General features: G+C 63.9%; 18 protein-coding genes, 1 tRNA gene and 1 pseudogene. 7 read left to right on the top strand and 13 right to left on the bottom strand.

What is annotated here, in order from left to right:
* Positions 1–45 precede the first annotated feature (45 nt).
* The 3 genes from K8U54_RS07195 to K8U54_RS07185 are packed head-to-tail and all read right to left on the bottom strand — an operon-like array spanning position 46 to position 3,778.
* A complete protein-coding gene (locus K8U54_RS07195; RefSeq protein ID WP_249909493.1) occupies positions 46–1,272 on the bottom strand; it encodes a cytochrome c in 1,227 nt (408 codons plus the stop codon).
* Complete coding sequence (locus K8U54_RS07190; RefSeq protein WP_249909492.1) at positions 1,269–3,032, bottom strand: GMC family oxidoreductase; 1,764 nt, start codon at positions 3,030–3,032, stop codon at positions 1,269–1,271. Before K8U54_RS07190 ends, K8U54_RS07195 begins: the two co-directional genes overlap by 4 nt.
* Positions 3,033–3,037: 5 nt before the next feature.
* Positions 3,038–3,778 (bottom strand): gluconate 2-dehydrogenase subunit 3 family protein, encoded by a 741-nt coding sequence (locus tag K8U54_RS07185; protein WP_249909491.1) that lies wholly within the window; start codon positions 3,776–3,778, stop codon positions 3,038–3,040.
* 128 nt (positions 3,779–3,906) lie between these two features.
* Here K8U54_RS07185 and K8U54_RS25315 point away from each other — a divergent pair.
* Both K8U54_RS25315 and K8U54_RS25310 read left to right on the top strand, forming a co-directional pair.
* A pseudogene (locus tag K8U54_RS25315) lies at positions 3,907–4,974 on the top strand (PAS domain-containing protein); the annotation flags it as partial.
* Between the two features lie 177 nt (positions 4,975–5,151).
* Positions 5,152–5,562, top strand: a complete 411-nt coding sequence (locus K8U54_RS25310) for a methyl-accepting chemotaxis protein (protein WP_434060017.1) — start codon at positions 5,152–5,154, stop codon at positions 5,560–5,562.
* Positions 5,563–5,598: 36 nt separating this feature from the next.
* On the opposite strand, the gene K8U54_RS07175 is transcribed toward K8U54_RS25310, so the two are convergent.
* From K8U54_RS07175 to K8U54_RS07130, 10 genes are all read right to left on the bottom strand, one after another.
* Positions 5,599–5,835 (bottom strand): DUF1654 domain-containing protein, encoded by a 237-nt coding sequence (locus K8U54_RS07175; protein WP_075929120.1) that lies wholly within the window; start codon positions 5,833–5,835, stop codon positions 5,599–5,601.
* 56 nt (positions 5,836–5,891) lie between these two features.
* The gene (locus K8U54_RS07170) at positions 5,892–7,136 is read right to left on the bottom strand and encodes a two-component system sensor histidine kinase NtrB (RefSeq protein ID WP_249909489.1); all 1,245 of its coding nucleotides are present in this window, start codon (positions 7,134–7,136) and stop codon (positions 5,892–5,894) included.
* A gap of 678 nt (positions 7,137–7,814) precedes the next feature.
* Positions 7,815–8,297, bottom strand: coding sequence for a Panacea domain-containing protein (locus K8U54_RS07165; RefSeq protein ID WP_249909488.1), 483 nt, complete (start codon positions 8,295–8,297; stop codon positions 7,815–7,817).
* Between the two features lie 231 nt (positions 8,298–8,528).
* Positions 8,529–8,604, bottom strand: a tRNA-Thr gene (locus K8U54_RS07160).
* A 267-nt stretch (positions 8,605–8,871) separates the two neighbouring features.
* Positions 8,872–10,122 (bottom strand): methyltransferase, encoded by a 1,251-nt coding sequence (locus K8U54_RS07155; protein ID WP_249909487.1) that lies wholly within the window; start codon positions 10,120–10,122, stop codon positions 8,872–8,874.
* A 36-nt stretch (positions 10,123–10,158) separates the two neighbouring features.
* On the bottom strand, positions 10,159–10,848 hold the full coding sequence (locus K8U54_RS07150) for an ABC transporter permease (protein WP_070884585.1): 690 nt from the start codon (positions 10,846–10,848) through the stop codon (positions 10,159–10,161).
* Positions 10,845–11,540: an ABC transporter permease gene (locus tag K8U54_RS07145; protein ID WP_070884584.1), complete on the bottom strand. Its 696-nt coding sequence runs from the start codon at positions 11,538–11,540 to the stop codon at positions 10,845–10,847. The genes K8U54_RS07150 and K8U54_RS07145 overlap by 4 nt, the downstream gene beginning before the upstream one ends.
* A gap of 46 nt (positions 11,541–11,586) precedes the next feature.
* The gene (locus K8U54_RS07140) at positions 11,587–12,339 is read right to left on the bottom strand and encodes an ABC transporter substrate-binding protein (RefSeq protein ID WP_070884583.1); all 753 of its coding nucleotides are present in this window, start codon (positions 12,337–12,339) and stop codon (positions 11,587–11,589) included.
* Between the two features lie 17 nt (positions 12,340–12,356).
* A complete protein-coding gene (locus K8U54_RS07135) occupies positions 12,357–13,130 on the bottom strand; it encodes an ABC transporter ATP-binding protein (RefSeq protein ID WP_249909486.1) in 774 nt (257 codons plus the stop codon).
* A 272-nt stretch (positions 13,131–13,402) separates the two neighbouring features.
* Complete coding sequence (locus K8U54_RS07130; protein WP_434059990.1) at positions 13,403–13,798, bottom strand: response regulator; 396 nt, start codon at positions 13,796–13,798, stop codon at positions 13,403–13,405.
* A gap of 359 nt (positions 13,799–14,157) precedes the next feature.
* Here K8U54_RS07130 and K8U54_RS07125 point away from each other — a divergent pair, with 359 nt between their 5' ends.
* From K8U54_RS07125 to K8U54_RS07105, 5 genes are read left to right on the top strand one after another with little or no spacing between them, the layout of a single operon-like run.
* Positions 14,158–17,628 carry a response regulator gene (locus K8U54_RS07125; protein ID WP_249909485.1) on the top strand — a complete coding sequence of 1,157 codons (3,471 nt, stop codon included), beginning with the start codon at positions 14,158–14,160 and terminating at the stop codon, positions 17,626–17,628.
* A 1-nt stretch (position 17,629) separates the two neighbouring features.
* Positions 17,630–18,448: a CheR family methyltransferase gene (locus tag K8U54_RS07120; RefSeq protein WP_249909484.1), complete on the top strand. Its 819-nt coding sequence runs from the start codon at positions 17,630–17,632 to the stop codon at positions 18,446–18,448.
* On the top strand, positions 18,445–19,032 hold the full coding sequence (locus K8U54_RS07115) for a chemotaxis protein CheB (protein ID WP_249909483.1): 588 nt from the start codon (positions 18,445–18,447) through the stop codon (positions 19,030–19,032). Before K8U54_RS07120 ends, K8U54_RS07115 begins: the two co-directional genes overlap by 4 nt.
* Positions 19,026–20,228, top strand: a complete 1,203-nt coding sequence (locus K8U54_RS07110) for a hybrid sensor histidine kinase/response regulator (protein WP_249909482.1) — start codon at positions 19,026–19,028, stop codon at positions 20,226–20,228. The genes K8U54_RS07115 and K8U54_RS07110 overlap by 7 nt, the downstream gene beginning before the upstream one ends.
* Before the next feature lie 56 nt (positions 20,229–20,284).
* The gene (locus K8U54_RS07105; RefSeq protein ID WP_249909481.1) at positions 20,285–20,659 is read left to right on the top strand and encodes a response regulator; all 375 of its coding nucleotides are present in this window, start codon (positions 20,285–20,287) and stop codon (positions 20,657–20,659) included.
* Positions 20,660–20,893: the final 234 nt, after the last annotated feature.

The following is a 20,893-nucleotide window of genomic DNA, read 5'->3' as shown; positions in this document are numbered from 1 at the left end:
CGTCGCCGAGGGCCTGACAGGCACTCGGCGATTTTCCCGGCAGCCCTATTCGCTCTGCAGGGCCTCGCGCTGCTTGCGCACCTGATCGGCGCTGATCGGCGCCGCGGCGTTGCCCCAGCTGTTGCGGATATAGGTCAGCACATCGGCGACGTTCTCGTCCGACAGGTTCCAGGCGAAGGCGGGCATCGCCGGGCCGGTGGGCGCCGCGGCGGTGCTCACGGCGCGGTTGCCGGCCAGCACCACGCGAATCATCGAGGTGGCATCCCTAGTGTTGACGAGCGGCGCGTTGGCCAGTTTCGGGAACAGCGTGGCGATGCCTTCGCCGTTCGGCGTGTGGCAGCCCGAACAGCGATCGGCATAGATCGCGCCTCCGGCTTTCATCACCGGGTCAGTGGCGGCCAGCGGCTCGGGCTTGTCGTGCTCATGGTCGAGGTCCTTGAGGTACACGGCCACGGCCATCAGGTCGTCGTCGCGCCAGTGCTGGGTGGAATGCTCGACCGCCTCGGCCATCGGCCCGGAGGCGATGTCGTAGCGGTTGGCCCCGGTCTTCAGGTACTGGACGATGTCCGCCTCGCTCCAGTCGCCGAGGCCGATGTGCGCCACTCCGGTGATGTTGGGCGCCATCCAGCCCTGCAGCACGCCACCCTGCAGGAACTCGTCGTTCTTGTCGCCGCCGAGCAGGTTCTTCGGCGTGTGGCAGCTGCCACAGTGGCCCAGGCCCTGCACCAGGTAGGCGCCGCGGTTCCATTGTTCGCTCTTGTCCGCCTCGGGCGTGAATTCGCCTTCGGTGAAGTTTAGCCAGTTCCATACCTTCATGTTCATTCGCACGCTGAAGGGAAAGGGCAGTTGGTTGGTCTGCACCTCGTTGTGCACTGGCTCTATGGTGCGCAGGTAGGCCCACAGGGCCTGGTTATCTTCGCGAGTGACCTTGGTGTACGCCGTGTAGGGCATGGCCGGGTAGAGCTGCTTGCCGTCGCGGCGGTGACCGCGGGCCATGCTGGCTTCGAACTCCTCGAAGTTCCAGCGGCCGATGCCGGTTTGCTGGTCCGGGGTGATGTTGGCGCCCAGCAGCTTGCCGAACGGCGTGTCGATGGCCACGCCGCCGGAGAACAGCGGTTTGCCGGGAATGGTGTGACAGGCTGTGCAATCGCCGAGGGTGGCGATGTAGCGGCCTTTCTGCACCAGCTCGTAGGCGTCCTGGCCGCCGACCGCATGGGCCCCGGCGCTGGCCGTGGCCAGCAGGGCGAAGCTGAAGCTGAGGAGAGTCTTCATACGCTGATCATCTCCCCGGGGCGCTTGAGGTACTGGGTGCGAATCGCGTGGGCGGCCTTATAGGCCAGGGCGCCGACGGTGCCGGTGGGGTTGTAGCCGGGGTTCTGTGGGAAGGCCGAGGCGCCGACCACGAACAGGTTGGGCACGCCCCACACCTGCAGGTGCTTGTTCACCGAGCTGGTCGCCGGGTCGGCGCCCATCACGAAGCCGCCGACCACGTGGGACGACTGGTAGGAGGTGTTCGACCAGGGCCCCTTGCGCGGGCTGGCGAACAGCATCTTGGGGTTCAGCGCCTTGGCGATCTCGGCGGTCTTGTCGGTCACGTACTGGGCCATGCGCAGGTCGTTCTCGGTGAAGTCGAAGGTGATGCGCAAAAGCGGCCGGCCGTGGGGGTCCTTGTAGGTCGGGTCGAGGGACAGGTAGTTGGTGCGCGCGCTGTAGTTGCTCGCCTCGCAGCCGATGGACATGCTCGCGGCGTAGTACTGCGCCGTGGTCTTCTTCCACTCCTTGCCCCACTTGGGCGTGCCGGGCGGTACCGGGCGCGAGTTGATCGGCGCGGCGCCGATGGGCGTCACCCGGGTGCTGCCACCGCCGACGAAGCCCAGGCCGGAATGGTCGAAGTTGTCGTTGTTGAATTCGTCGATGCCCATGCCGATGGCGCCGCCGCCGATGAAGGGGTTGAAGTTCTTGTCATCGAAGAACAGCTGCACGTTGTTGGCCGTCTGGTAGGCGTAGTTGCGGCCGGTGGTGCCGGTGTTGCTGATCGGATCGTAGGGCTCGCCGATGCCGGAGAGCAGCATCAGACGCACGTTCTCGAAGGTGAAGGCGGCCACCACGACGATGTCGGCCGGCTGCTCCCACTTCTCGCCGTTGGCGTCGACGTAGACGATGCCGGTGGCGCGTTTGCCGGTGCTGTCCTTGGTCACCTCCAGCACTTCGCAATGGGTGTTGGCGGTGAAGTTGGGCATGCGCACCAGGGCCGGCAGCACGTTGACGATGGCGCTTGCCTTGGAATAGTTGGCGCACCCGTAGTTGGTGCAGAAGCCGCAGAAGGTGCAGGGCCCCATGGTCACGCCGTACTGGTTGGTATAGCCCTGGGAGGCCAACGCCGACGGCACCGGAAACGGCTTGTAGCCCATGTTGCGCGCCGCTTCGGCGAACAGCGTGGGGGCGTAGGTCTGCTTGGTCGGCGGATTGGGATATTCCCGCGAGCGTGCGCCCTCGAATGGGTTGCCGCCGTCGATGATTTTCCCGCCGATATTGCCGGCCTTACCGGAGATACCCGCGACGCGGTCGAAGGCGTCGTAGTGCGGCTCCATCTCTTCCCACGTGGTGCCCCAGTCCTGCAGGGTCAGGCCCTCGATGGCCTGGCTGCCGTAGCGCTCGGTCAGGTGGCTCTTGAGACGGAACTCCTCGGGCTGAAAGCGAAAGGTGATGCCGGCCCAGTGGTTGCCGGCGCCGCCGGTGCCGTTGCCGGGATGGAACGAGCCCCAGGTGCGCATCGGCAATGCGGTTTCGCTGGGCTTGTTGCGCAGCGTGCAGGTGTTCTGCCGGGTGCGCAGCATCAGCTCCTGGCGCGCCACGTAGCGCAGCTCGTCGGCCACCGAGGCGATGTTGAAGTCGCTCGCCGTGTCGCGCCAGGCGCCCCGCTCGAAGCCCGCCACGCGCAGGCCTTCGTCGGCCAGTTCCTTGGCGATGATCGAGCCGGCCCAGCCGAGCCCCACCACCACCACGTCGGTTGCAGGAAGTTTCTTGGCCATGCCGCTCATCCTTTTCGATTCCATGCCGAGCTGCCGATGATCGACAGCGGTACCAGATTCAGCTTCTCGTTGTGCCGGTCGATGTAGGGGCGGTAGTCGTAGCGCGCGCCGGGGAAGCCGAGCATCTTCCAGCTCACCATGTCGCGGTTGCCGCCGTAGATCGGGTCGGCGAAGAAGCCTTCCATGGTGTTCTGCAACACCTGGGTGAAGAACACCTTGGATTCGATACCCTCGAAGGCGATCTCGCCCGACTCCAGGCCCTTGAGCACCTCGTCGCGCTGCTCGCCATCGAGCTCGCTGAAGCCTTTGCCGAACGCCTGCTGGCAGTGCTTGCCGAGCTGCTCCAGGCCCAGGCGATAGCGCTCGCGGGGCAACTGCTCGGAGCCCGGTTCGATGTCGGGCACGAAGGGGCCCTGCTGGTAAAGGCGCTCGTAGGTACCGTAATGGCCGGCCAGCTGGCGGTCGATGAACACCGCGCAACCGGCGTCCTTGCCGCTGGGCGACAGCTCGTCCGCCGGGATCAGTTGCTCGACGATGGCCTCGACTTCGCGGGCCTCCTCGGCGGTCAGGAACTGCCAGCCCTTGGCGTCGTAATGCAGCGGGCCGTTATGGTCGAACGGCAGCCACTGCGGCACGCCGCTGATGGTGGCGGCCTGGGCGCTGGCGGCGACGCCGGCTGCCACGGTGGTGGCCGAGGCTTTGAGTAGCGAACGCCGGCTCAACCCTCGCAGGGTTTCTTTGGACATGCGATCTCCTCGAACGCCGGGCATTCGCTGTCCGGCTCAGGCTGTCTGGTAAGGAACCACCTCAGGGGCGGCGGGCGGATGCACGGGTATCCACGACGGGCGTCGTCGATCGAGGCCGGTTACGAATAATGGTTTTGCGGCCTCACGACGCAGCGTCGAAAGCAGTTCCAGCGGGCTCGGAAATTTTTGCAATGTATTGCAACAAGCTATCGGACGGCGCCATGGAACTTCTTCAAAAAGTCCGACAGCGAAGCGGCGAGCTGCGTTCAGCCTTTTTTAGCCATGCGCCTGTAAAGTCCCTGATCTCTGGCGCTTGGCCCAGGCCGAGCAGGGTATATTGGAGATGCTTCTGCCTCTGCATCCAAGGCCGCTGCGGGCCGCTTCAAGTTACCGTTGACGCGTCATCACGCCTTTCAAGTTTCCTCCTACCAAGCCGATTAAACGGTATCCATCCTGGAGTTCTTGCTGTGTTCAACGCTCACCTCAAACAGATCAACAAGCAGCTGGAAGCGCGCTTGGCCATGCAGGAGGAGGTAAGGGAAAACCTCGACAAGGAAATGATCATCATCGAGCTCGGCGGCGATGGCCGCATCGAGCGGGTCAACGAACTGTTTCACAGCGAGCTCGGCTATCGCCCTGGCGATGTCGAAGGTCAGTCCCTGAGCCAGCTGTCGCCGCCGGAACTGGCCCGCGACCCGCACCAGTCAAAGGCGCTGGCAGCGATCAAGGAACGCCGCCATTTCAGCGGCGCGTTGCGTCTGCTCGGCAAGGACGGCCGGCACGTATGGCTGCGTTCGGTGGTGGTGCCGATGAGTGATCACCAGACCGGCAGGCAGCAACTGGTGATCCATTCCAGCAACCTGACCCGCACCATCGAGGCCTCCCTGGAAAACGAAAGCCTGGTCAAGGCGCTGCTGCGCTCGACCGCGGTGATCGAGTTCAACCTCGACGGGACGGTGATCACCGCCAACGACCTGTTCCTGCGTGGCATGGGCTACACCCTGGCGCAGGTGGTCGGCAAGCATCACCGCATGTTCTGCACCAGCGAAGAGAGCGCCTCGGAGGCCTACCGCCAGTTCTGGGAGCGCCTGCGCCGTGGCGAATTCGTGGTCGACCGTTTCCGGCGCATCGACAGCGCCGGTCGCGACGTCTGGCTGGAGGCGTCCTACAACCCCATCATCGATCTGCACGGCAAGCTCTACAAGGTGGTCAAGTTCGCCACCGTGATCACCGACCAGGTGCATCTGGAGCAGGCCGTCGCCAAGGCCGCCAACCTGGCCTACAGCACCTCGCTGCAAACCGATGCCAGTGCCAGCAAGGGCCGCGAGGTGATCCGCGAGACCGTCGAGGTGCTGCACCGCCTGGCCAGTGCGATGGAAAGCGCCACCCAGAGCATCCAGGCGCTGGATGAGCAGGGCAAGGCGGTCGAGACCATCGTCGCGGCGATCAGCGGGATCGCCGACCAGACCAACCTGCTGGCGCTCAACGCCGCCATCGAAGCCGCTCGCGCCGGCGAGCAGGGCCGCGGTTTCGCCGTGGTGGCCGATGAAGTGCGCCAGCTCGCCTCGCGCACTTCGAAGTCCACCCAGGAAATCGTCGCCGTGGTGCAGCAGAACCAGGCGCTGGCTTCCGGCGCGGTCGAGGTGATCACCCGCAGCCGCGAGCTGGCGGGGCAGGCACTGGCGCTGGCCAATGAGTCCGATGCGGTGATCCACAACATCCAGAACGATGCCGAATGCGTGGTTGCGGCGGTGAGTCAGTTCTCCAGCCAGGTGGCCACCTGACCTGACGAGCAGCCCTGAGCGCTCGTCAGGCGGCGCTCAATCCTCTGCCGGTACCGTCCAGAACAGCTGCACGCCATCGTCGCGCCAGGCGATGGTGACGTTGTCGTTCTCGGCTATCTCGTCGAGGATGCGCGACCAGTCCTCGGGGCTGTCGCCTTCGGCGCGCAGCAGCACCGCCGAGCGCGAGCGCTGCGCGGCGGGGGCGTTGATGGCGCGGGAAACCCGTGCGCCCAGCTGTTCATAGGAGGTGGCGGGGCTGGCATCTTGAGTCATGAGCGGATTCTCGGATTGCTGTATGTGCATACAGTAATCCGGCCAGTGGCCAGCTGTCACTCCCCGCTCGATGTCCTGTCGCTACCGGTAATCGCCAGCGAGTGCTCGGTGCCATAGCAGGGGAAATACAGGCTGACGCTGGTGCCTTCGCCCAGCCTGCTGGTGATCGTCAGCTGGCCGTTCATGTCGGTGACGAAGCCCTTGACCATGGTCAGGCCCAGGCCTGTGCTCTTGTCGACCGCCCGGGTGGTATAGAAGGGCGCGAAGATATGCTCCAGCGCCTCCGGCGCGATGCCGGTGCCCGTGTCCACGATGCGGATCGCCACGTAGCGCCCGGGCTTGAAGTTGGCGTTGTGGTGCGGAAAGTTGCTGCGGTCCAGGTGGGTATTGAAGGTGCTCAGGGTCAGCTGGCCACCCGCCGGCATGGCGTCCCGGGCATTGGCCACCAGGTTGATGATGGCGCTTTCCAGATGCTGCTTGTTGGCCCTGAGAAAGCTGCTGTCGGTGGCCAGGTTGAGCTGGCAGTCGATCGCCTGGCCGGCCTCGTTGCTGATCAGCGTGCTCATCCCCAGCAGCAACTGGTTGGGGTCGACGCGCTCCAGCGCCCGCGGGCGAGTGCGGGCGAACAGCAGCAGGCCCTCGGCCAACTGGGTGACCTGATCGGTTGCCTCGCGGCACCGCGCATAACGCGCCTGCAACTGCTCCGAGCCGGCGTCCATGATCTCCTTTTCCATCAGCGACAGGCTCATCGACAGGCTGGTCAACTGGTTGGTGAACTCATGGACGACGCCACCGCCGACCTTGCCAATCTGCTCCATCTTCTGCGCCTGCACCAGGGCATTGTGCAGATTGTTCTGCGCCTGCTCCTGGGCCGCGTGCTGACGCAGATCCTGGATGCTGTTCATGAAGCCGATCATCACGCCATCCATACCGAACAGCGGCACGATATTGGCGAGAATCGGTACCTGACTGCCGTCACGCCGCTCGACGATCATGCGCAGGTTGGTGATCGGCTTCTTGCTGAGGAGCACCGCCGCCAGCGGCGACTGCTCCAGCGGCATATGCGCGCCATTCTCGCTACGCAGGCGATAGGCGCCGGTGTACTTGATCGGCTCCTTGCCCAGCTCCGGCGCCTCCCCCCAGATCTCCGCCGCCTTGGGGTTGTAAGTGGTCAAGTGCCCCGCAGCGTTGCACAGGTACACACCCACCGGAAGAAACTCGATGAGTTCATGGCCAATCTTGCGCACCAGAGGTGCGTCTTCAGGCAGCCGCAAACCGGCGCTGGGCGGGGTGTCTGCCATGGTGGCTCCGTTTGGTGGTAGGCCGTAGGTTAGTCGCTCCAGGCCACAAACGCGACTGAGCTGCGTTGAATCCTGATGAGCTCTGCCACGAGGGCCGCAAGAAGGGCGCTTGGGCAGAGTTTTTCCATCGCCCGGAAACGACAAGGCCTCGCATTTCTGCGAGGCCTTATGCAGTGCTGGTTCGGAAGTTTAAATTTGTTCCTAACTAATTGTTAAGAAAGACTTTTAATCAATCAGCTCCTATCTTAAAACTCACCTTGGCGCTCAAAAATGTGCCAACAGAGAAAGTAGATCGGATTTGCGATAAGAGACGTGCACTTAGATGTGTTTCGCCTGCTCCGCGAACAGCTTCGAGGCAAGCGCAGTGCCAATGATTGTTTTGATAGTGTCTAGCTGCGTCTGGTTGAGGAAGCACCATGGAGTGACCCAATGGATCAGCAAGACCACCAACATCCCCATGAACGCTACAACCAGTAACCAAAACACCCCTATACGGGCGTTTGAGAGATGATCGCGGAATCGCTCGTCACGACCGTGCTTAGTTTCTGCTGCTTTCTTATCAAGTTACCCTCCGCGAAGCCCGTCGCCTCTTGTGATGACATGGCTCGGTCGGAAGGTAATGTTGGTAGAGGTAGAGCGGGGTCCGGTATGTTGATAATACCTGTAGCCCCGAGCGGGTTATCCGGCGGCGGCTGCTGCATGCTGCGTACGTTCCCTGTAAATACGCTGATAGTGATCCATTATCAGATCATTCGAGATTACCTGCCCAAGCGTGTCGCCTTGGAAGGTAAGAGACCAAGGTGTATTAGGTGCGTGGGTGATCTGTGAAAGTGCTATCCCAGACTGATGGCCATACATCTTTATAACTTGGTCAACCATTGTCGATTCGTAGACATCAAGCGGGCATTCCGAGGCTGACAATGGACGTGGGACTTGTCCATCACGATAGCTTTTCAAGCTTTGATAAAGCTCCGGAATGACCGGGCCGTATTTCCATGCCTGCACGTCTTCCCTAATAAGAGGTCGCCCGTATAGCCCCAGCATCCAGCCGTGGCAGAGGTAGACCAGCTTAAGCAATTGCATAGGTGTGAAATAGCGTGGAGGCGTCTCAGCAGCGCCCCTCCGGATGATTTCGTTTGCGATCTGCAGTGCTGAATGCATAAGTGCCTCCTCGGAGTTGAGTCCTTCAACCCTCTATTACGAAGAAACCTCTATCTATAGGGTTTCTTCAGTCTCAACGATGAATTGTCGAGCTGAGTTGTTACGTTAGCACGCTGGGTGATCTTCCGCCATCGTAAAAGTCAATACTGTTTGTATCGACAGTATTTTTGGCATTTTTTAGGTCGGGCGGACAAACAAAAGGCCTGCATCGCTGCAGGCCTTCGTTTTGTATGGTGCCGGCACCAGGAGTCGAACCCGGGACCTACTGATTACAAGTCAGTTGCTCTACCAGCTGAGCTATACCGGCTTTTGAGGGCCGCCATTATATCGATTCGTTTCCGTGAGTAAAGCTACGCGATACAGCTTTTTGCGGCTATTTTAGCCGCTCTGGCTGGGGCTTATGCACAAATGGGCACCGGTTAGAAGATTTTTAGAAAATTTCTACCCAGCCTTTCACGGTTTTGCCAAGCGGCTGTTTTATATGGGATTTTATCGGTGGTTAAAAAATGACCAGCCTTCGCCGCGCGTTATGGGTGGTGGGCTGGGGTGGTTTGCCCAGCTTCTGTGAACAGAGTTATCCACAGATAGTGTGTGCAACTCCGGTGCGCTCGGCGAGCAACAGCAGGTTGCGCGGGGTCAGGTGCGCGGCGCAGAACTGGCCGAGGCGTACTTCATAGCCCTGTTCCTGCAGATACAGGGCGCGGTCGAGCACCAGCCAGAGTTCCAGGGGGCGGCGGAACAGGCCGCGCAGCAACTCCAGGTTGCGCACCTCGGCCAGGCGTTGCCAGCCGGCTGCTTCCAGGCGCTGCCATTCGCGCTCGCCAACTGCGGGCAGCTGTTTGAGTGCGGCGAGGTCACGGCAGTAGTCGGCGAAGGACTTCTTCAGCCAGGCGGGCGGCAGTGAAGGTGTGGGCAGGTAGGCGTCGACGCCGCGCAGCTCGCGCTGCAGCAGGTCGAAGGCCAGGCGCCAGGCCATGGACTGGTCACGTTGCTGGCGCACGCGGTTGCCGGCCGTCACGGTTTCGCTCATGGGCAGGGCCAGGTCGTCCAGCGAGAGGAGCAGCGGCGAGCCCTGGGCGGCTGTGGATAACGGCTGGTAGTCGGCTGCTGCCACGCGGTTGTAGCAGCAGGGCGCGATGGCCAACTGGCGACAGCCTGCGGCGCTGGCCAGGTGTATCAGGCGCACATGCAGGTCGCCGCAGGCGTGCAGGGCGACGGGGCTGTGTTCGGCGTGCAACTGGGTGGCAGCGTCAGCGGCGAGTACGTCCTGCTCGATATGTTGAGCGGTTATCCCCAGGCGTTGGCTCAGTTCGGCGCCGCTGGCCACCAGGGCCGGGTCGTATTCCAGGCAGGTCAGCTTCTGGCCGTCGTGGGCGAGCACACGGCCCAGGTGGCCCTTGCCCGCGCACCAGTCCAGCCAGTGCTGCGGGGTTTGGGCGAAGCCCAGGCTGCTGCCGAACGCGCGTATCTGCTGCCATTTGCGACCCGGAACGTCCACCGAGAAACGCGGCGGCAGGTCGGCCGAAGGCTGCTGGGGCAGGTCGCCGACCTGGCTCAAACGGTCAGCCTGCAAGGCCAGTTCGGGGAAGGGTGCTGGTGCGCGGTCCAGCGCCGTTGGCTGGTTGTGGCTGGCTTCGGCCTGCTCCAGGGTGCGGCCGCGCAGCCAGGCGGCCAGTTCGGGATGCTGGCTTTCCCAGGGCAGTGCCTGGTGGGTGAAGGGCCGCGGTTTCCACAGCGCCTGGTGGGCGACGAGAAAGGCCTCCAGCGCCTGGAAGCGCTGGAGCAGTTCGGCGCCACTGATTGGCGGGAGAGACTTGGCTGTCATAAGCGACTGCGGCGGGGCTTGCACCCCGTCGTCACCCTAGCGGCCCTGGCAGGCGTCGACGCGCAGCCAGCGTTCCAGAAGCTTGAAGGCGTTGATCAGCACGAAGGTGATCAGCAGGTAAAACACCCCGGCAGCGAAGAAGCCCTCGACCGGCAGGTAGGTGCGCGCGTTCATGGTGCGCGCCATGCCGGTCAGCTCCAGCAGGGTCACGGTGCTGGCCAGGGCGCTGGCCTTGAGCATCAGGATCACTTCGTTGCTGTAGGCCGGCAGGCCGATGCGCGCCGCCCGTGGCAGCACGATATGCAGCATGGCCTGGGGCCGTGACATGCCCAGCGCCCGCGCCGCTTCGATTTCACCCGGCGGTACGGCCTGGATGGCGCCGCGCAGGATCTCGGCGATATAGGCGGTGGTGTGCAGGGTCATGGTGATCACCGCGCACCAATATGGGTCGCGCAGGTACGGCCACAGCGGGCCCTGGCGCACGGCGTCGAACTGCGCCAGGCCGTAGTAGACCAGGAACAGCTGTACCAGGAGCGGCGTGCCGCGGAAGAAGAAGATGTAGCCATAGGGCACGGCGCGCACGTACCAGTGGCGCGAGGCGCGGGCGATACCGGTGGGAATGGCCAGGATCAGGCCGGTGATGACCGCCACGGCGACCAGCTCGATGGTCAGCAGGGCGCCTTGGGCCAGGCGCGGCAGCCAGGTGATGATGACGTCCCAGTTCATGCCGCACTCCGCTTGAAGCCGCGGTTGGCGCGCTTCTCGAGGAAGTGCAGGCCAATCATGGCGATGACGGTCAGGCCCAGGTAGATGAACGCGGCGACCATATAGAAGGTGAAGGGCTCCTTGCTGGCGGTCACGGCGATCTGCGAACGGCGCATCAGCTCATTGAGGCCGATCACCGATACCAGCGCGGTGTCCTTCATCAGGATCATGAACAGGTTGCCCAGGCCGGGCAGGGCGATGCGCCACATCTGCGGCATCACCAGGCGCCAGAGGATGCGGCCCTTGGACAGGCCCAGGGCCTGGCCGGCTTCACGGTGGCCCTTGGGGATGGCCAGGATGGCGCCGCGAAACACTTCGGTGGCGTAGGCGCCGAAGCACAGGCCCAGGGCGATGACGCCGGCGGCGAAGGGCGACAGCTCGAGGCTCTCGACGCCGAGCAGCTCGGCGAGGCCGCGCATCAGGCCCACGGTGCCGAAATAGATCAGCAGGACCCAGAGCAGTTCGGGCACGCCGCGAACCAGGGTGGAATAGGTGCCGCCAAGCCACTGCAGCGGCTTGTAGGGCGAGGTCTTGGCGAAGGCGCCGAGCAGGCCGAGCACCAGACCGACGCACAGGGCGCTGAGCGCCAGCTGGACGGTCATCAGGGTGCCGGCGGCCAGGGCCGGGCCGAATCCGGAAAGATCGAAATTCATGGAGACTCAAGCGCCCGCGCCGCCAGGGGCGACGCGGGCAAGCTGCTTAGTAGATGCTGAAGGGGAAGTACTTGTCGTTGATCTTCTTGTAGGTGCCGTCGGCCACGATTTCCTCGAGGGCCTTGTTCAGGCGCTCGCGCAGGGCGTCGCCCTTGCGCACGGCGATGCCGATCTTGTCGTTGTCGAATACCGGGTCGCCCTTGAATTCGAAGTCCTTGCCGGCGTCGCTCTTGAGCCATTCCCAGTTCACGAAGGTATCGGCCAGCACGCCGTCGACGCGGCCGGAGGCCAGGTCCAGGTAGGCGTTTTCCTGGGTGTCGTAGAGTTTCACGTCAACCACGCCGCCCATGTTGTCTTCCAGCCAGGTGCCGGCGATGGTCGCGCGCTGGGCACCGATGACCTTGCCCTTGAGGCTGTCCTTGTCGGTCTTGAAGTCAGCGCTTTTCGGGGCGATGAACTGCAGCTTGTTGGTGTAGTACGGATTGGTGAAGTCCACCGCCTGCTGGCGCTCTTCGGTGATCGACATGGAGGCGATCAGGAAGTCGAACTTCTTGGCGTTCAGGGCCGGGATGATGCCGTCCCAGTCGGAGGTGACCACTTCGCATTCGGCTTTCATCTTGGCGCACAGGGCCTGGCCGATTTCCACGTCGAAGCCGCCGACCTGGCCGCTGGCGTCGATGAGGTTGAAGGGCGGGTAGGCGCCTTCGGTGCCGATCTTCAGTTTGTCAGCAGCGACGGCACTGGTGCCGAAAGCCAGGGTGGCGGCAGCTGCCAGCAGAATCTTCTTATAGCTATGCATGCGTGATTGCTCCGTGTTTAACGATTGCTGGACATGAATTGTTTGCAGCGCGCCGACGTCGGGTTGTCGAACACCTGGTCGGGCGTCCCCTGTTCCTCCACCACACCCTGATGCAGGAACACCACCTGGCTGGAGACCTGGCGAGCGAAGCTCATTTCGTGGGTCACCAGCAGCATGGTGCGGCCTTCGTCAGCGAGCGCGCGGATCACAGTAAGCACTTCTTGTACCATTTCCGGGTCGAGGGCCGAAGTCGGTTCGTCGAACAGGATCACCTTGGGCTGCATCGCCAGGGTGCGGGCGATGGCGGCGCGTTGCTGCTGGCCACCGGAGAGCTGGTTCGGGTAGGCGTGGCGTTTGTCGGCGATACCGACCTTGGCGAGCAACGCCTCGGCGATCTCGCGGGCTTCGGCCTTGCTCTTGCCGAGCACGCGGCGCGGCGCCTCGGTGATGTTGTCGAGCACGGTCATGTGCGGCCAGAGGTTGAAGTTCTGGAACACGAAGCCGATTTCGCTGCGCAGGCGATTGATCTGGCGGTTGTCGGCCGCTATCAGTTCGCCGTTCTTCTGCGCCTTGAGCTTGAGTTCTTCACCGGCCACGATGATCTGGCCCTGATGGGGATTTTCCAGCAGGTTGACGCAGCGCAGGAAGGTCGACTTGCCCGAGCCGGACGAGCCGAGAATGGAGATCACGTCACCGTCGCGTGCCGTGAGGGAAATGCCCTTGAGCACTTCGAGGTCGCCATAGCGTTTGTGCAGATTGCGGATTTCCAGCGCGGGCGGGGCCTCGGCCATCGAGCAGTCCTCTTAATTCTTGTGCGGATGGGATCCGGGTTCGGCAGGGCTGTGGGCAGCAAACCTAGCATAGGCACCAGGGGGCGCCAAGGTCGCTGCTGGCCCGTTGCCGTCACGGTCGCAGGGGTGTCGCATCATCGCAGTCCGTTGTCGCCACGCCGCAAAAAAACGCGGGCAAGCAGGCTGCAGGGTGAAAAAGACGCGCACCCTACTCATATCCGCTTCGCAATTCCAGTGCCAGTCGGCCGTTTGGCCGATCCGGGGCTCGCGCGTCAGTTGCCGAGCATGCTCTGCACCTTGTCGCGCAGGGCATCGAGTGAAAACGGCTTGCCGATGATCGCGGTGCGGCTGGCCGGCTCGCTCTTGTCGATCTCGACGCTTTCGGCATAACCGCTGGCGTACAGCACCTTGAGGTCGGGGCGCAGCTGGCGCGCGGCAACGGCCAGCTCCTGGCCGCTCATGCCCGGCAGACCGATGTCGGTCATCAGCAGGTCGATGGTTTCGTCGCTACGCAGGATCTGCAGCGCCTGCTGCGCTTCGCCCGCTTCGATCACCCGGTAGTCGAGCTCTTCGAGCACTTCCACGGTAAGCATGCGCACCACGTCGGAGTCTTCCACGAGAAGAATGCGCTGGCCGGCGGTCGATGCGCCTGGAGCTAGGTCTGACAACGGCGTTACCTCGATAAAGGATGGTGAAACGGCAGATCGTCTCGGCAGGCGGTTGGCCGGCCGGCGGAGAGCGTTTCCGGGCCGTGTTAACGGCAGGCCGTCTAGCATGGCACGAATAGAGTGCGCGGGCTGCATCGCAAGCGTGCCGCCCGGCTGAAAATACGTATCCAATGATGGCGACAGGAGCCAGGCGCCACGCTGAAAAAATAACTCGAACCCTGGGCAACCTGCCGCGATCCAAGCGCGCGGACGACTGAGTGCCGAGCGTTGGATTAATGCCAGACAGCGCATTACCATCCGCCGTTCGCCAGAATAACCATACCTATATCCATCTGCCCCAACACAGCCAGGGATCCGCGATGACCAACAGTTCGATCGACGAGCACAGCTTCAAGCGCATTCTCAGGCGCAACGTCGCCTTGCCGCTTGGCGTGGGGGTGATCAGCGCGATCTTCTTCGTGACCCTGATCGGCTACCTGCTCAACGTGCTGGGCTGGGTGCAGCACACCGACCGGGTGCTGAACAACGCCAGCGAAGGCCTGAGGCTGTCGATCGACCAGGAGACCGGGTTCCGCGGTTACCTGCTGTCCGGCGACGTGCGCTTCCTGCAACCCTACGAAGTCGCCAAGCCGCGCATCCGCGCCGAGATGGAGATTCTCACTGAGCTGGTGGGCGACAACCCGACGCAGATCGATCGCCTGCGCAGCATCGCGGCGCTGCAGGAGGAATGGACGGCCTTCGCCCAGAGCGCCATTGCCGCCAAGCGCGACGGTGGCAACTATATCGACCCGGTGCGTGACGGCCGCGGCAAGCAGTTGACCGATGCCATCCGTGCCGAGTACGCGGACTTCATCGCCCAGGAGCAGCGCCTGCGCAAGGAGCGTAACGACGCGGCCAGCAATACCGCCACGCTCACCATCGGCCTGTTCCTGTTGTTCACCCTGCTGTTCAGCGGTGCCCTGGCGATTTTCGGGCGCCGTGAACTGATGCGCCTGACCGACACCTATGGCGCCATTCTCAAGAAGCAGGACGAGCACAACGAACGCCTGCAGGCCCAGGCCTGGCTGCGCAACGGCCAGACCCAGATGGCCGAGCGGCTGATCGGCCAGCAGGCCCTGCCGGTGCTGGGCCGCAACATGCTGGAATTCCTCGCCAGCCACCTGGGCACGGTGGTAGGTGCCCTGTACGTGCGCGAGGAGCATGGCAATCTGCGGCGTGTGGCGACCTACGGGTTCAGCCGCGAGCAGGAGAATACCGAGCAGTCTTTCTACAGCGCCGAAGGTCTGGTCGGCCAGGTGGCCCATGACCGCCGCCTGCTGATCCTCGACAAGCTGCCGGCCGACTACCTGAAGGTCAGCTCCGGCCTGGGCGATGGCGCGCCGCTGGTGGTGGCCCTGCTGCCGATCAGCAACGATGGCGACGTCAATGGCGTGATCGAACTGGGCTTTCTGCGCCCGCTGGGCGAGCGCGATGGCGAGTTTCTCCAGCATGTCGCGTCGAACATCGGCGCCTCGGTCGAGGCGGCCCGCTACCGCCATCGCCTGCAGGAAATTCTCGCCGAGACCCAGCAGCTCAACGAAGAGCTGCAGGTTCAGCAGGAGGAACTGAAGACCGCCAACGAGGAACTCGAGGAGCAGTCGCGGGCGCTCAAGGAATCCCAGGCGCACCTGGAAACCCAGCAGGCCGAGCTGGAGCAGAGCAACGAACAGCTGTCGATGCAGCGCGATGCCCTGGACGACCGCAACAATGCCCTGCGCCAGGCCCAGCAGCAGCTAGAGGAGCGCGCCGAGGAGCTGCAGCGCGCCAGCCGCTACAAGTCCGAATTCCTCGCCAATATGTCCCACGAGTTGCGAACGCCGCTCAACAGTTCGCTGATCCTCGCCAAGCTCCTGGCCGACAACCCCAAGGGCAACCTGGACGCCGAGCAGGTGAAGTTCGCCGACTCCATCTATTCGGCCGGCAACGATCTGCTCAACCTGATCAACGACATCCTCGACATCTCCAAGGTCGAGGCCGGCAAGCTCGACCTGCGCCCGGAGAACGCCAACGTGGTGCGCCTGGCGCAGAGCCTGGAGACCACCTTCCAGCCGGTGGCCGGCGAGAAGCAATTGGGCTTCAGCGTGGAGGTCGCCGATGACGTGCCGCGCTCGCTGTACACCGACCGCCTGCGCGTCGAGCAGATCCTCAAGAACCTGCTGTCCAATGCCATCAAGTTCACCGAGCAGGGCCAGGTCAGCCTGAGCGTCAGCCGGCTCGACGACGGCGTGGCGTTCGCCGTACGCGACAGCGGCATCGGCATCGCCAAGGACCAGCAGGACTACATTTTCGAGGCGTTCCGCCAGGCCGACGGCACCACCAACCGGCGTTTCGGCGGCACCGGCCTGGGCCTGTCGATTTCCCGCGACCTGGCCGCGTTGCTCGGCGGCTCGATCAGCGTCTCCAGCACGCCGGGCGAGGGCAGCGTGTTTACCCTGGTGCTGCCGCTGACCTATTCGCCGGGCGATGAAGACGGCGCGCTGCCGGCGGCCGAACCGCTGCCGGCGCTGGTGCGCAGCGTGGCACCGGCCATGGCCACGCCCGCCCAGAGCGACGTGGCGCGCAACGTGCCGACCTTCCCCGATGACCGCGGCATGTCGGTGCTCGGTGGGCGCAGCGTGCTGGTGATCGAGGACGAGCCGCAGTTCGCCCATATCCTCTACGACCTGGCCCATGAGCTGGATTACCGCTGCCTGGTCGCCCACAGCGCCGAAGATGGCCTGGACCTGGCCACCTCGCACCATCCCGATGCCATCCTGCTGGACATGCGCCTGCCGGACGACTCCGGGCTGTCGGTGCTGCAGCGCCTCAAGGAGAATCCCGGCACCCGGCATATCCCAGTGCACGTGATTTCCGTCGAGGACATGGCCGAGGCCGCCCTGCACATGGGGGCCGTCGGCTATGCGCTCAAGCCCGCCACCCGCGACCAGCTCAAGGGGGTGTTCAGCAAGCTCGAGGAGCGCCTGACCCAGAAGATGCGCCGCGTGCTGGTGGTCGAGGACGACAAGCTGCAGCGCGACAGCATCGCCCGGCTGATCGGCGACGACGACATCGAGATCGTCGCCGTCGAATTCGGCGAGCAGGCGCTCGAGCAGCTGCGCCACCACATCTTCGACTGCATGATCATCGACCTGAAACTGCCGGACATGCAGGGCGACGAGTTGCTGGCGCGCATGGGCAGCGAGGAGATCCGCTGCTTCCCGCCGGTGATCGTCTACACCGGCCGCAACCTGACCCGCGCCGAGGAAGCCGAGCTGCTCAAGTATTCGCGCTCGATCATCATCAAGGGCGCACGCTCGCCGGAGCGCCTGCTCGACGAGGTGACGCTGTTCCTGCACATGGTCGAGTCGGAGCTGTCCAGCGAACGGCAGAGCATGCTCAAGACCGCCCGCAGCCGCGACCGCGTGTTCGAAGGCCGGCGCCTGCTGCTGGTCGACGACGACGTGCGCAACATCTTCGCCCTTACCAGCGCCCTGGAGCACAAGGGCGCCCAGGTCGAGGTGGCGCGCAACGGCCGCGAAGCCATCGAGAAGCTCGAGGCGGTGGGCGACATCGACCTGGTGCTGATGGACGTGATGATGCCCGAGATGGACGGCTACGAAGCCACCCGGCGCATCCGCGAGAATCCGCGCTGGCGCAAGCTGCCGATCATCGCGGTGACCGCCAAGGCGATGAAGGACGACCAGGACCTGTGCATGAAGGCCGGCGCCAACGACTACCTGGCCAAGCCCATCGACCTGGACCGGCTGTTCTCGCTGATTCGCGTGTGGCTGCCGAAGCTGGAACGCATCTGACATGTCCGACCGTACCCAGGATATCGAGCTGCGGCTGCTGATCGAGGCGATCTACCTGCAGTACAGCTACGATTTTCGCGACTACTCCGGCTCTTCGCTGAAGCGCCGGATCGTGCACGCCATGGGCCAGTTCGACTGCGCGAGCATCTCCGAGCTGCAGGCGCGGATCATCCACGACCCGGCGGCGTTCATGCAGCTGCTGCAGTTTCTCACCATCCCGGTCAGCGAGATGTTCCGTGACCCGAGCTACTTCCTGGCGCTGCGCCAGGAGGTGGTGCCGTTCCTGCGCACCTACCCGTCGCTCAAGCTCTGGGTGGCCGGCTGCAGCACCGGTGAAGAGGTGTATTCGCTGGCCATCCTGCTGCACGAGGAGGGCCTGCTGGAGCGCTCGATCATCTATGCCACCGATATCAACCCGCACTCGCTGGACAAGGCCAAGCGCGGCATCTTTCCCATCGACAACATGCGCCTGTACAGCGAGAACTATCAGCGCGCCGGCGGCAAGAGCTCGCTCTCCGACTACTACACGGCCGCCTACGACGGCGCGCTGTTCGAGCGCTTCCTGTGCGCCAACGTGACCTTCGCCGATCACAGCCTGGCCACCGACAGCGTGTTCTCGGAAACCCAGTTCATCTCCTGTCGCAATGTGCTGATCTACTTCAACAAGACCCTGCAGGACCGCGCCCTCGGGTTGTTCCACGAGTCCCTCGGCCACCGCGCCTTCCTGGGGCTGGGCAGCAAGGAAAGCCTCGATTTCTCGGCCTACGCCGGGCGTTTCGAGGCGCTGAACCGGCAGGAACGGGTGTTTCGCAAGTTATGAGCGTCCCCCTTCGCAAGCTCGAGGCGGTGGTGGTCGGCGCCTCGGCCGGTGGCGTGGAAGCCTTGCTGAGCCTGTTCGCCGGCTTGCCGGCCGACTACGGTTTACCGCTGGTGGTGGTGCTGCATCTGCCCGACGGTCGCGAGAGTCTGTTGCCGGACCTGTTCGCCCGGCGCCTGGCCCTGCGGGTCAAGGAAGCCCAGGACAAGGAGGCGTTGCAGGCGGGCACGCTGTACTTCGCGGCGCCTGGCTATCACCTGTGCATCGAGGCCGATCGCAGCTTTTCCTATAGTCGTGAGGAGCCGCTGCATTTTTCCCGGCCCTCGATCGACTACCTGTTCGAGTCGGCGGCCGACGTCTACGGCAGCCGGTTGATGGGCATCTTGCTGACCGGCGCCAACCAGGATGGCGCCGCCGGCTTGTACACAATAAAACAGCGGGGCGGAGTGACCGTGGTACAGGATCCGCAGGAGGCAAAGGTTGCGACCATGCCCGAAGCGGCCCTGGCGCTGCACCACCCCGATTACCTTCTTTCTTTGCGGGGCATTCTCGCATTGCTAGCCGAACTGGACTCACGCCCATGTTGAGTAGCACCGGATGCAAACTGTTGATCGTCGATGACCTGCCGGAGAACCTGCTGGCGCTGGAGGCATTGATCCGCCGCGATGATCGCGAGGTGTTCAAGGCGCAGTGCGCCGATGACGCGCTGGTGCTGCTGCTCGAGCACGAGTTCGCCCTGGCCATTCTCGACGTGCAGATGCCCGGCATGAACGGCTTCGAGCTGGCCGAGCTGATGCGTGGCACGGAGAAGACCAAGCACATCCCCATCGTCTTCGTCAGCGCCGCCGGCCGTGAGATGAACTATGCGTTCAAGGGCTACGAGAGCGGCGCCGTGGACTTTCTCTACAAGCCGCTGGATATCCAGGCGGTGCAGAGCAAGGTGGCGGTGTTCGTCGACCTGTATCGCCAGCGCAAGGTCATGGCCCAGCAGCTCGAAGCCCTGGAGCGCGCGCGCCAGGAACAGGACGCGCTGCTCGCCGAGCTGCGTTCGACCCAGGGCGAGCTGCAGCATGCGGTGCGCATGCGCGACGACTTCATGTCCATCGTCTCCCACGAGCTGCGCACGCCGCTCAACGGGCTGATCCTCGACACCCAGCTGCGCAAGATGCACCTGGCCAAGGGCAATCTCACCGCGTTCAGCGAAGACAAGCTCGGCGCCATGTTCGACCGCGACGAACGGCAGATCCACAGCCTGATCCGCCTGATCGAGGACATGCTCGACGTCTCGCGCATCCGCACCGGCAAGTTGTCGATCCGCCCGGTGGAGTTCGACCTGGCGCAGACGGTGCGCAACGTCGCCGAGAACTTCGCCCAGCAGATGGCCGTGGCCGGCTGCGATCTGCAGCTGGACAGCAACGAGGTGCTGCACGGCAGTTGGGACCAGTTCCGCATCGAGCAGGTGATCAGCAACCTGCTCAGCAACGCCCTGCGCTATGGCGCCGGGCGCCCCATCGAAGTGCGTGCCCGCTCCGACGAGGGCGGTGTACGCGTCGAGGTGCGCGACCATGGCATCGGCATTTCCCTGGAAAACCAGCACCGCATCTTCCAGCAGTTCGAACGGGCGGTGGGCAGCGAGTCGGTGGCCGGCCTGGGTTTGGGGCTGTTCATCTCCGACCAGATCGTCAAGGCCCATGGCGGGCGTATCGAGGTGCAGAGCAGCCTGGGGCAGGGCTCGCTGTTCAGCGTCTGGCTGCCCCGCGGCAAGCGCGCAGAGATAGGTTGAACTCACCACGCCGCAAGGGTCGAAGCGAAGGAGCGGAAATAGGCAGGAGCAGGGCAATGAACGATGTGACACGAACCGTACTGATCGTCGAGGACGATCCGCTGCTGCTCATGCTGCTGGCCGAATACCTGCAGGGCGAGGGCTACCACGTGCTGCAGGCCGACTGCGCCACCGATGCCTTCGCCATCCTCGCCACCAAGCCGCACCTGGACCTGTTGATCACCGACTTCCGCCTGCCCGGCGGCGTTTCCGGCGTGCGCATCGCCGAGCCGGCCTTGCTATTGCGCCCGGACCTCAAGGTGATCTTCATCAGCGGCCACCCCGCCGAAGTGCGCGAGACCGGCAGCGCCCTGCTGGACTGTGCGCCGTTGCTGAGCAAGCCCTTCACGCTGGAAACCCTGAGCACGCAGATCGCCCATCTGCTCGATTGAGGAGAGGGGGATGCAGCCGGTCTCGCTTACCCGATGAGGGGCGGGCCGGGACGTCGAGTCAAACCCAAGAATTTCGCGGGCATGGCCCGCTCCCACAGGGGGCTCGGGCTGGACGGATAGGCTGTAGGGTGGGTGAAGGCGCTACCCCACTCTGACGTCCGGCGCATATCTTCCCAGCACCCAGCGAACACCCTTACCTTGGCCCATGGAATGCAAACCCCAGCCATTCCTGCG

The organism is Pseudomonas fulva (genome assembly GCF_023517795.1).
Taxonomy (GTDB): Bacteria; Pseudomonadota; Gammaproteobacteria; order Pseudomonadales; family Pseudomonadaceae; genus Aquipseudomonas; species Aquipseudomonas fulva_D.
The sequence above is the reverse complement of the archived record's forward strand: the minus strand, read 5'-3'. Positions and strand labels throughout refer to the sequence as shown.

Bases quoted from the DNA above. Each gene is read 5' to 3' on its own strand.
- K8U54_RS07190 (WP_249909492.1), bottom strand. From the start codon at position 3,032: ATGGCCAAGAAACTTCCTGCAACCGACGTGGTGGTGGTGGGGCTCGGC.
- K8U54_RS07115 (WP_249909483.1), top strand. From the start codon at position 18,445: ATGAGCGTCCCCCTTCGCAAGCTCGAGGCGGTGGTGGTCGGCGCCTCG.
- K8U54_RS07185 (WP_249909491.1), bottom strand. From the start codon at position 3,778: ATGTCCAAAGAAACCCTGCGAGGGTTGAGCCGGCGTTCGCTACTCAAA.
- K8U54_RS07145 (WP_070884584.1), bottom strand. From the start codon at position 11,540: ATGAATTTCGATCTTTCCGGATTCGGCCCGGCCCTGGCCGCCGGCACC.
- K8U54_RS25310 (WP_434060017.1), top strand. From the start codon at position 5,152: ATGGAAAGCGCCACCCAGAGCATCCAGGCGCTGGATGAGCAGGGCAAG.
- K8U54_RS07105 (WP_249909481.1), top strand. From the start codon at position 20,285: ATGAACGATGTGACACGAACCGTACTGATCGTCGAGGACGATCCGCTG.
- K8U54_RS07120 (WP_249909484.1), top strand. From the start codon at position 17,630: ATGTCCGACCGTACCCAGGATATCGAGCTGCGGCTGCTGATCGAGGCG.
- K8U54_RS07150 (WP_070884585.1), bottom strand. From the start codon at position 10,848: ATGAACTGGGACGTCATCATCACCTGGCTGCCGCGCCTGGCCCAAGGC.
- K8U54_RS07125 (WP_249909485.1), top strand. From the start codon at position 14,158: ATGACCAACAGTTCGATCGACGAGCACAGCTTCAAGCGCATTCTCAGG.
- K8U54_RS07170 (WP_249909489.1), bottom strand. From the start codon at position 7,136: ATGGCAGACACCCCGCCCAGCGCCGGTTTGCGGCTGCCTGAAGACGCA.
- K8U54_RS07195 (WP_249909493.1), bottom strand. From the start codon at position 1,272: ATGAAGACTCTCCTCAGCTTCAGCTTCGCCCTGCTGGCCACGGCCAGC.
- K8U54_RS07175 (WP_075929120.1), bottom strand. From the start codon at position 5,835: ATGACTCAAGATGCCAGCCCCGCCACCTCCTATGAACAGCTGGGCGCA.
- K8U54_RS07135 (WP_249909486.1), bottom strand. From the start codon at position 13,130: ATGGCCGAGGCCCCGCCCGCGCTGGAAATCCGCAATCTGCACAAACGC.
- K8U54_RS07155 (WP_249909487.1), bottom strand. From the start codon at position 10,122: ATGACAGCCAAGTCTCTCCCGCCAATCAGTGGCGCCGAACTGCTCCAG.
- K8U54_RS07140 (WP_070884583.1), bottom strand. From the start codon at position 12,339: ATGCATAGCTATAAGAAGATTCTGCTGGCAGCTGCCGCCACCCTGGCT.
- K8U54_RS07110 (WP_249909482.1), top strand. From the start codon at position 19,026: ATGTTGAGTAGCACCGGATGCAAACTGTTGATCGTCGATGACCTGCCG.
- K8U54_RS07165 (WP_249909488.1), bottom strand. From the start codon at position 8,297: ATGCATTCAGCACTGCAGATCGCAAACGAAATCATCCGGAGGGGCGCT.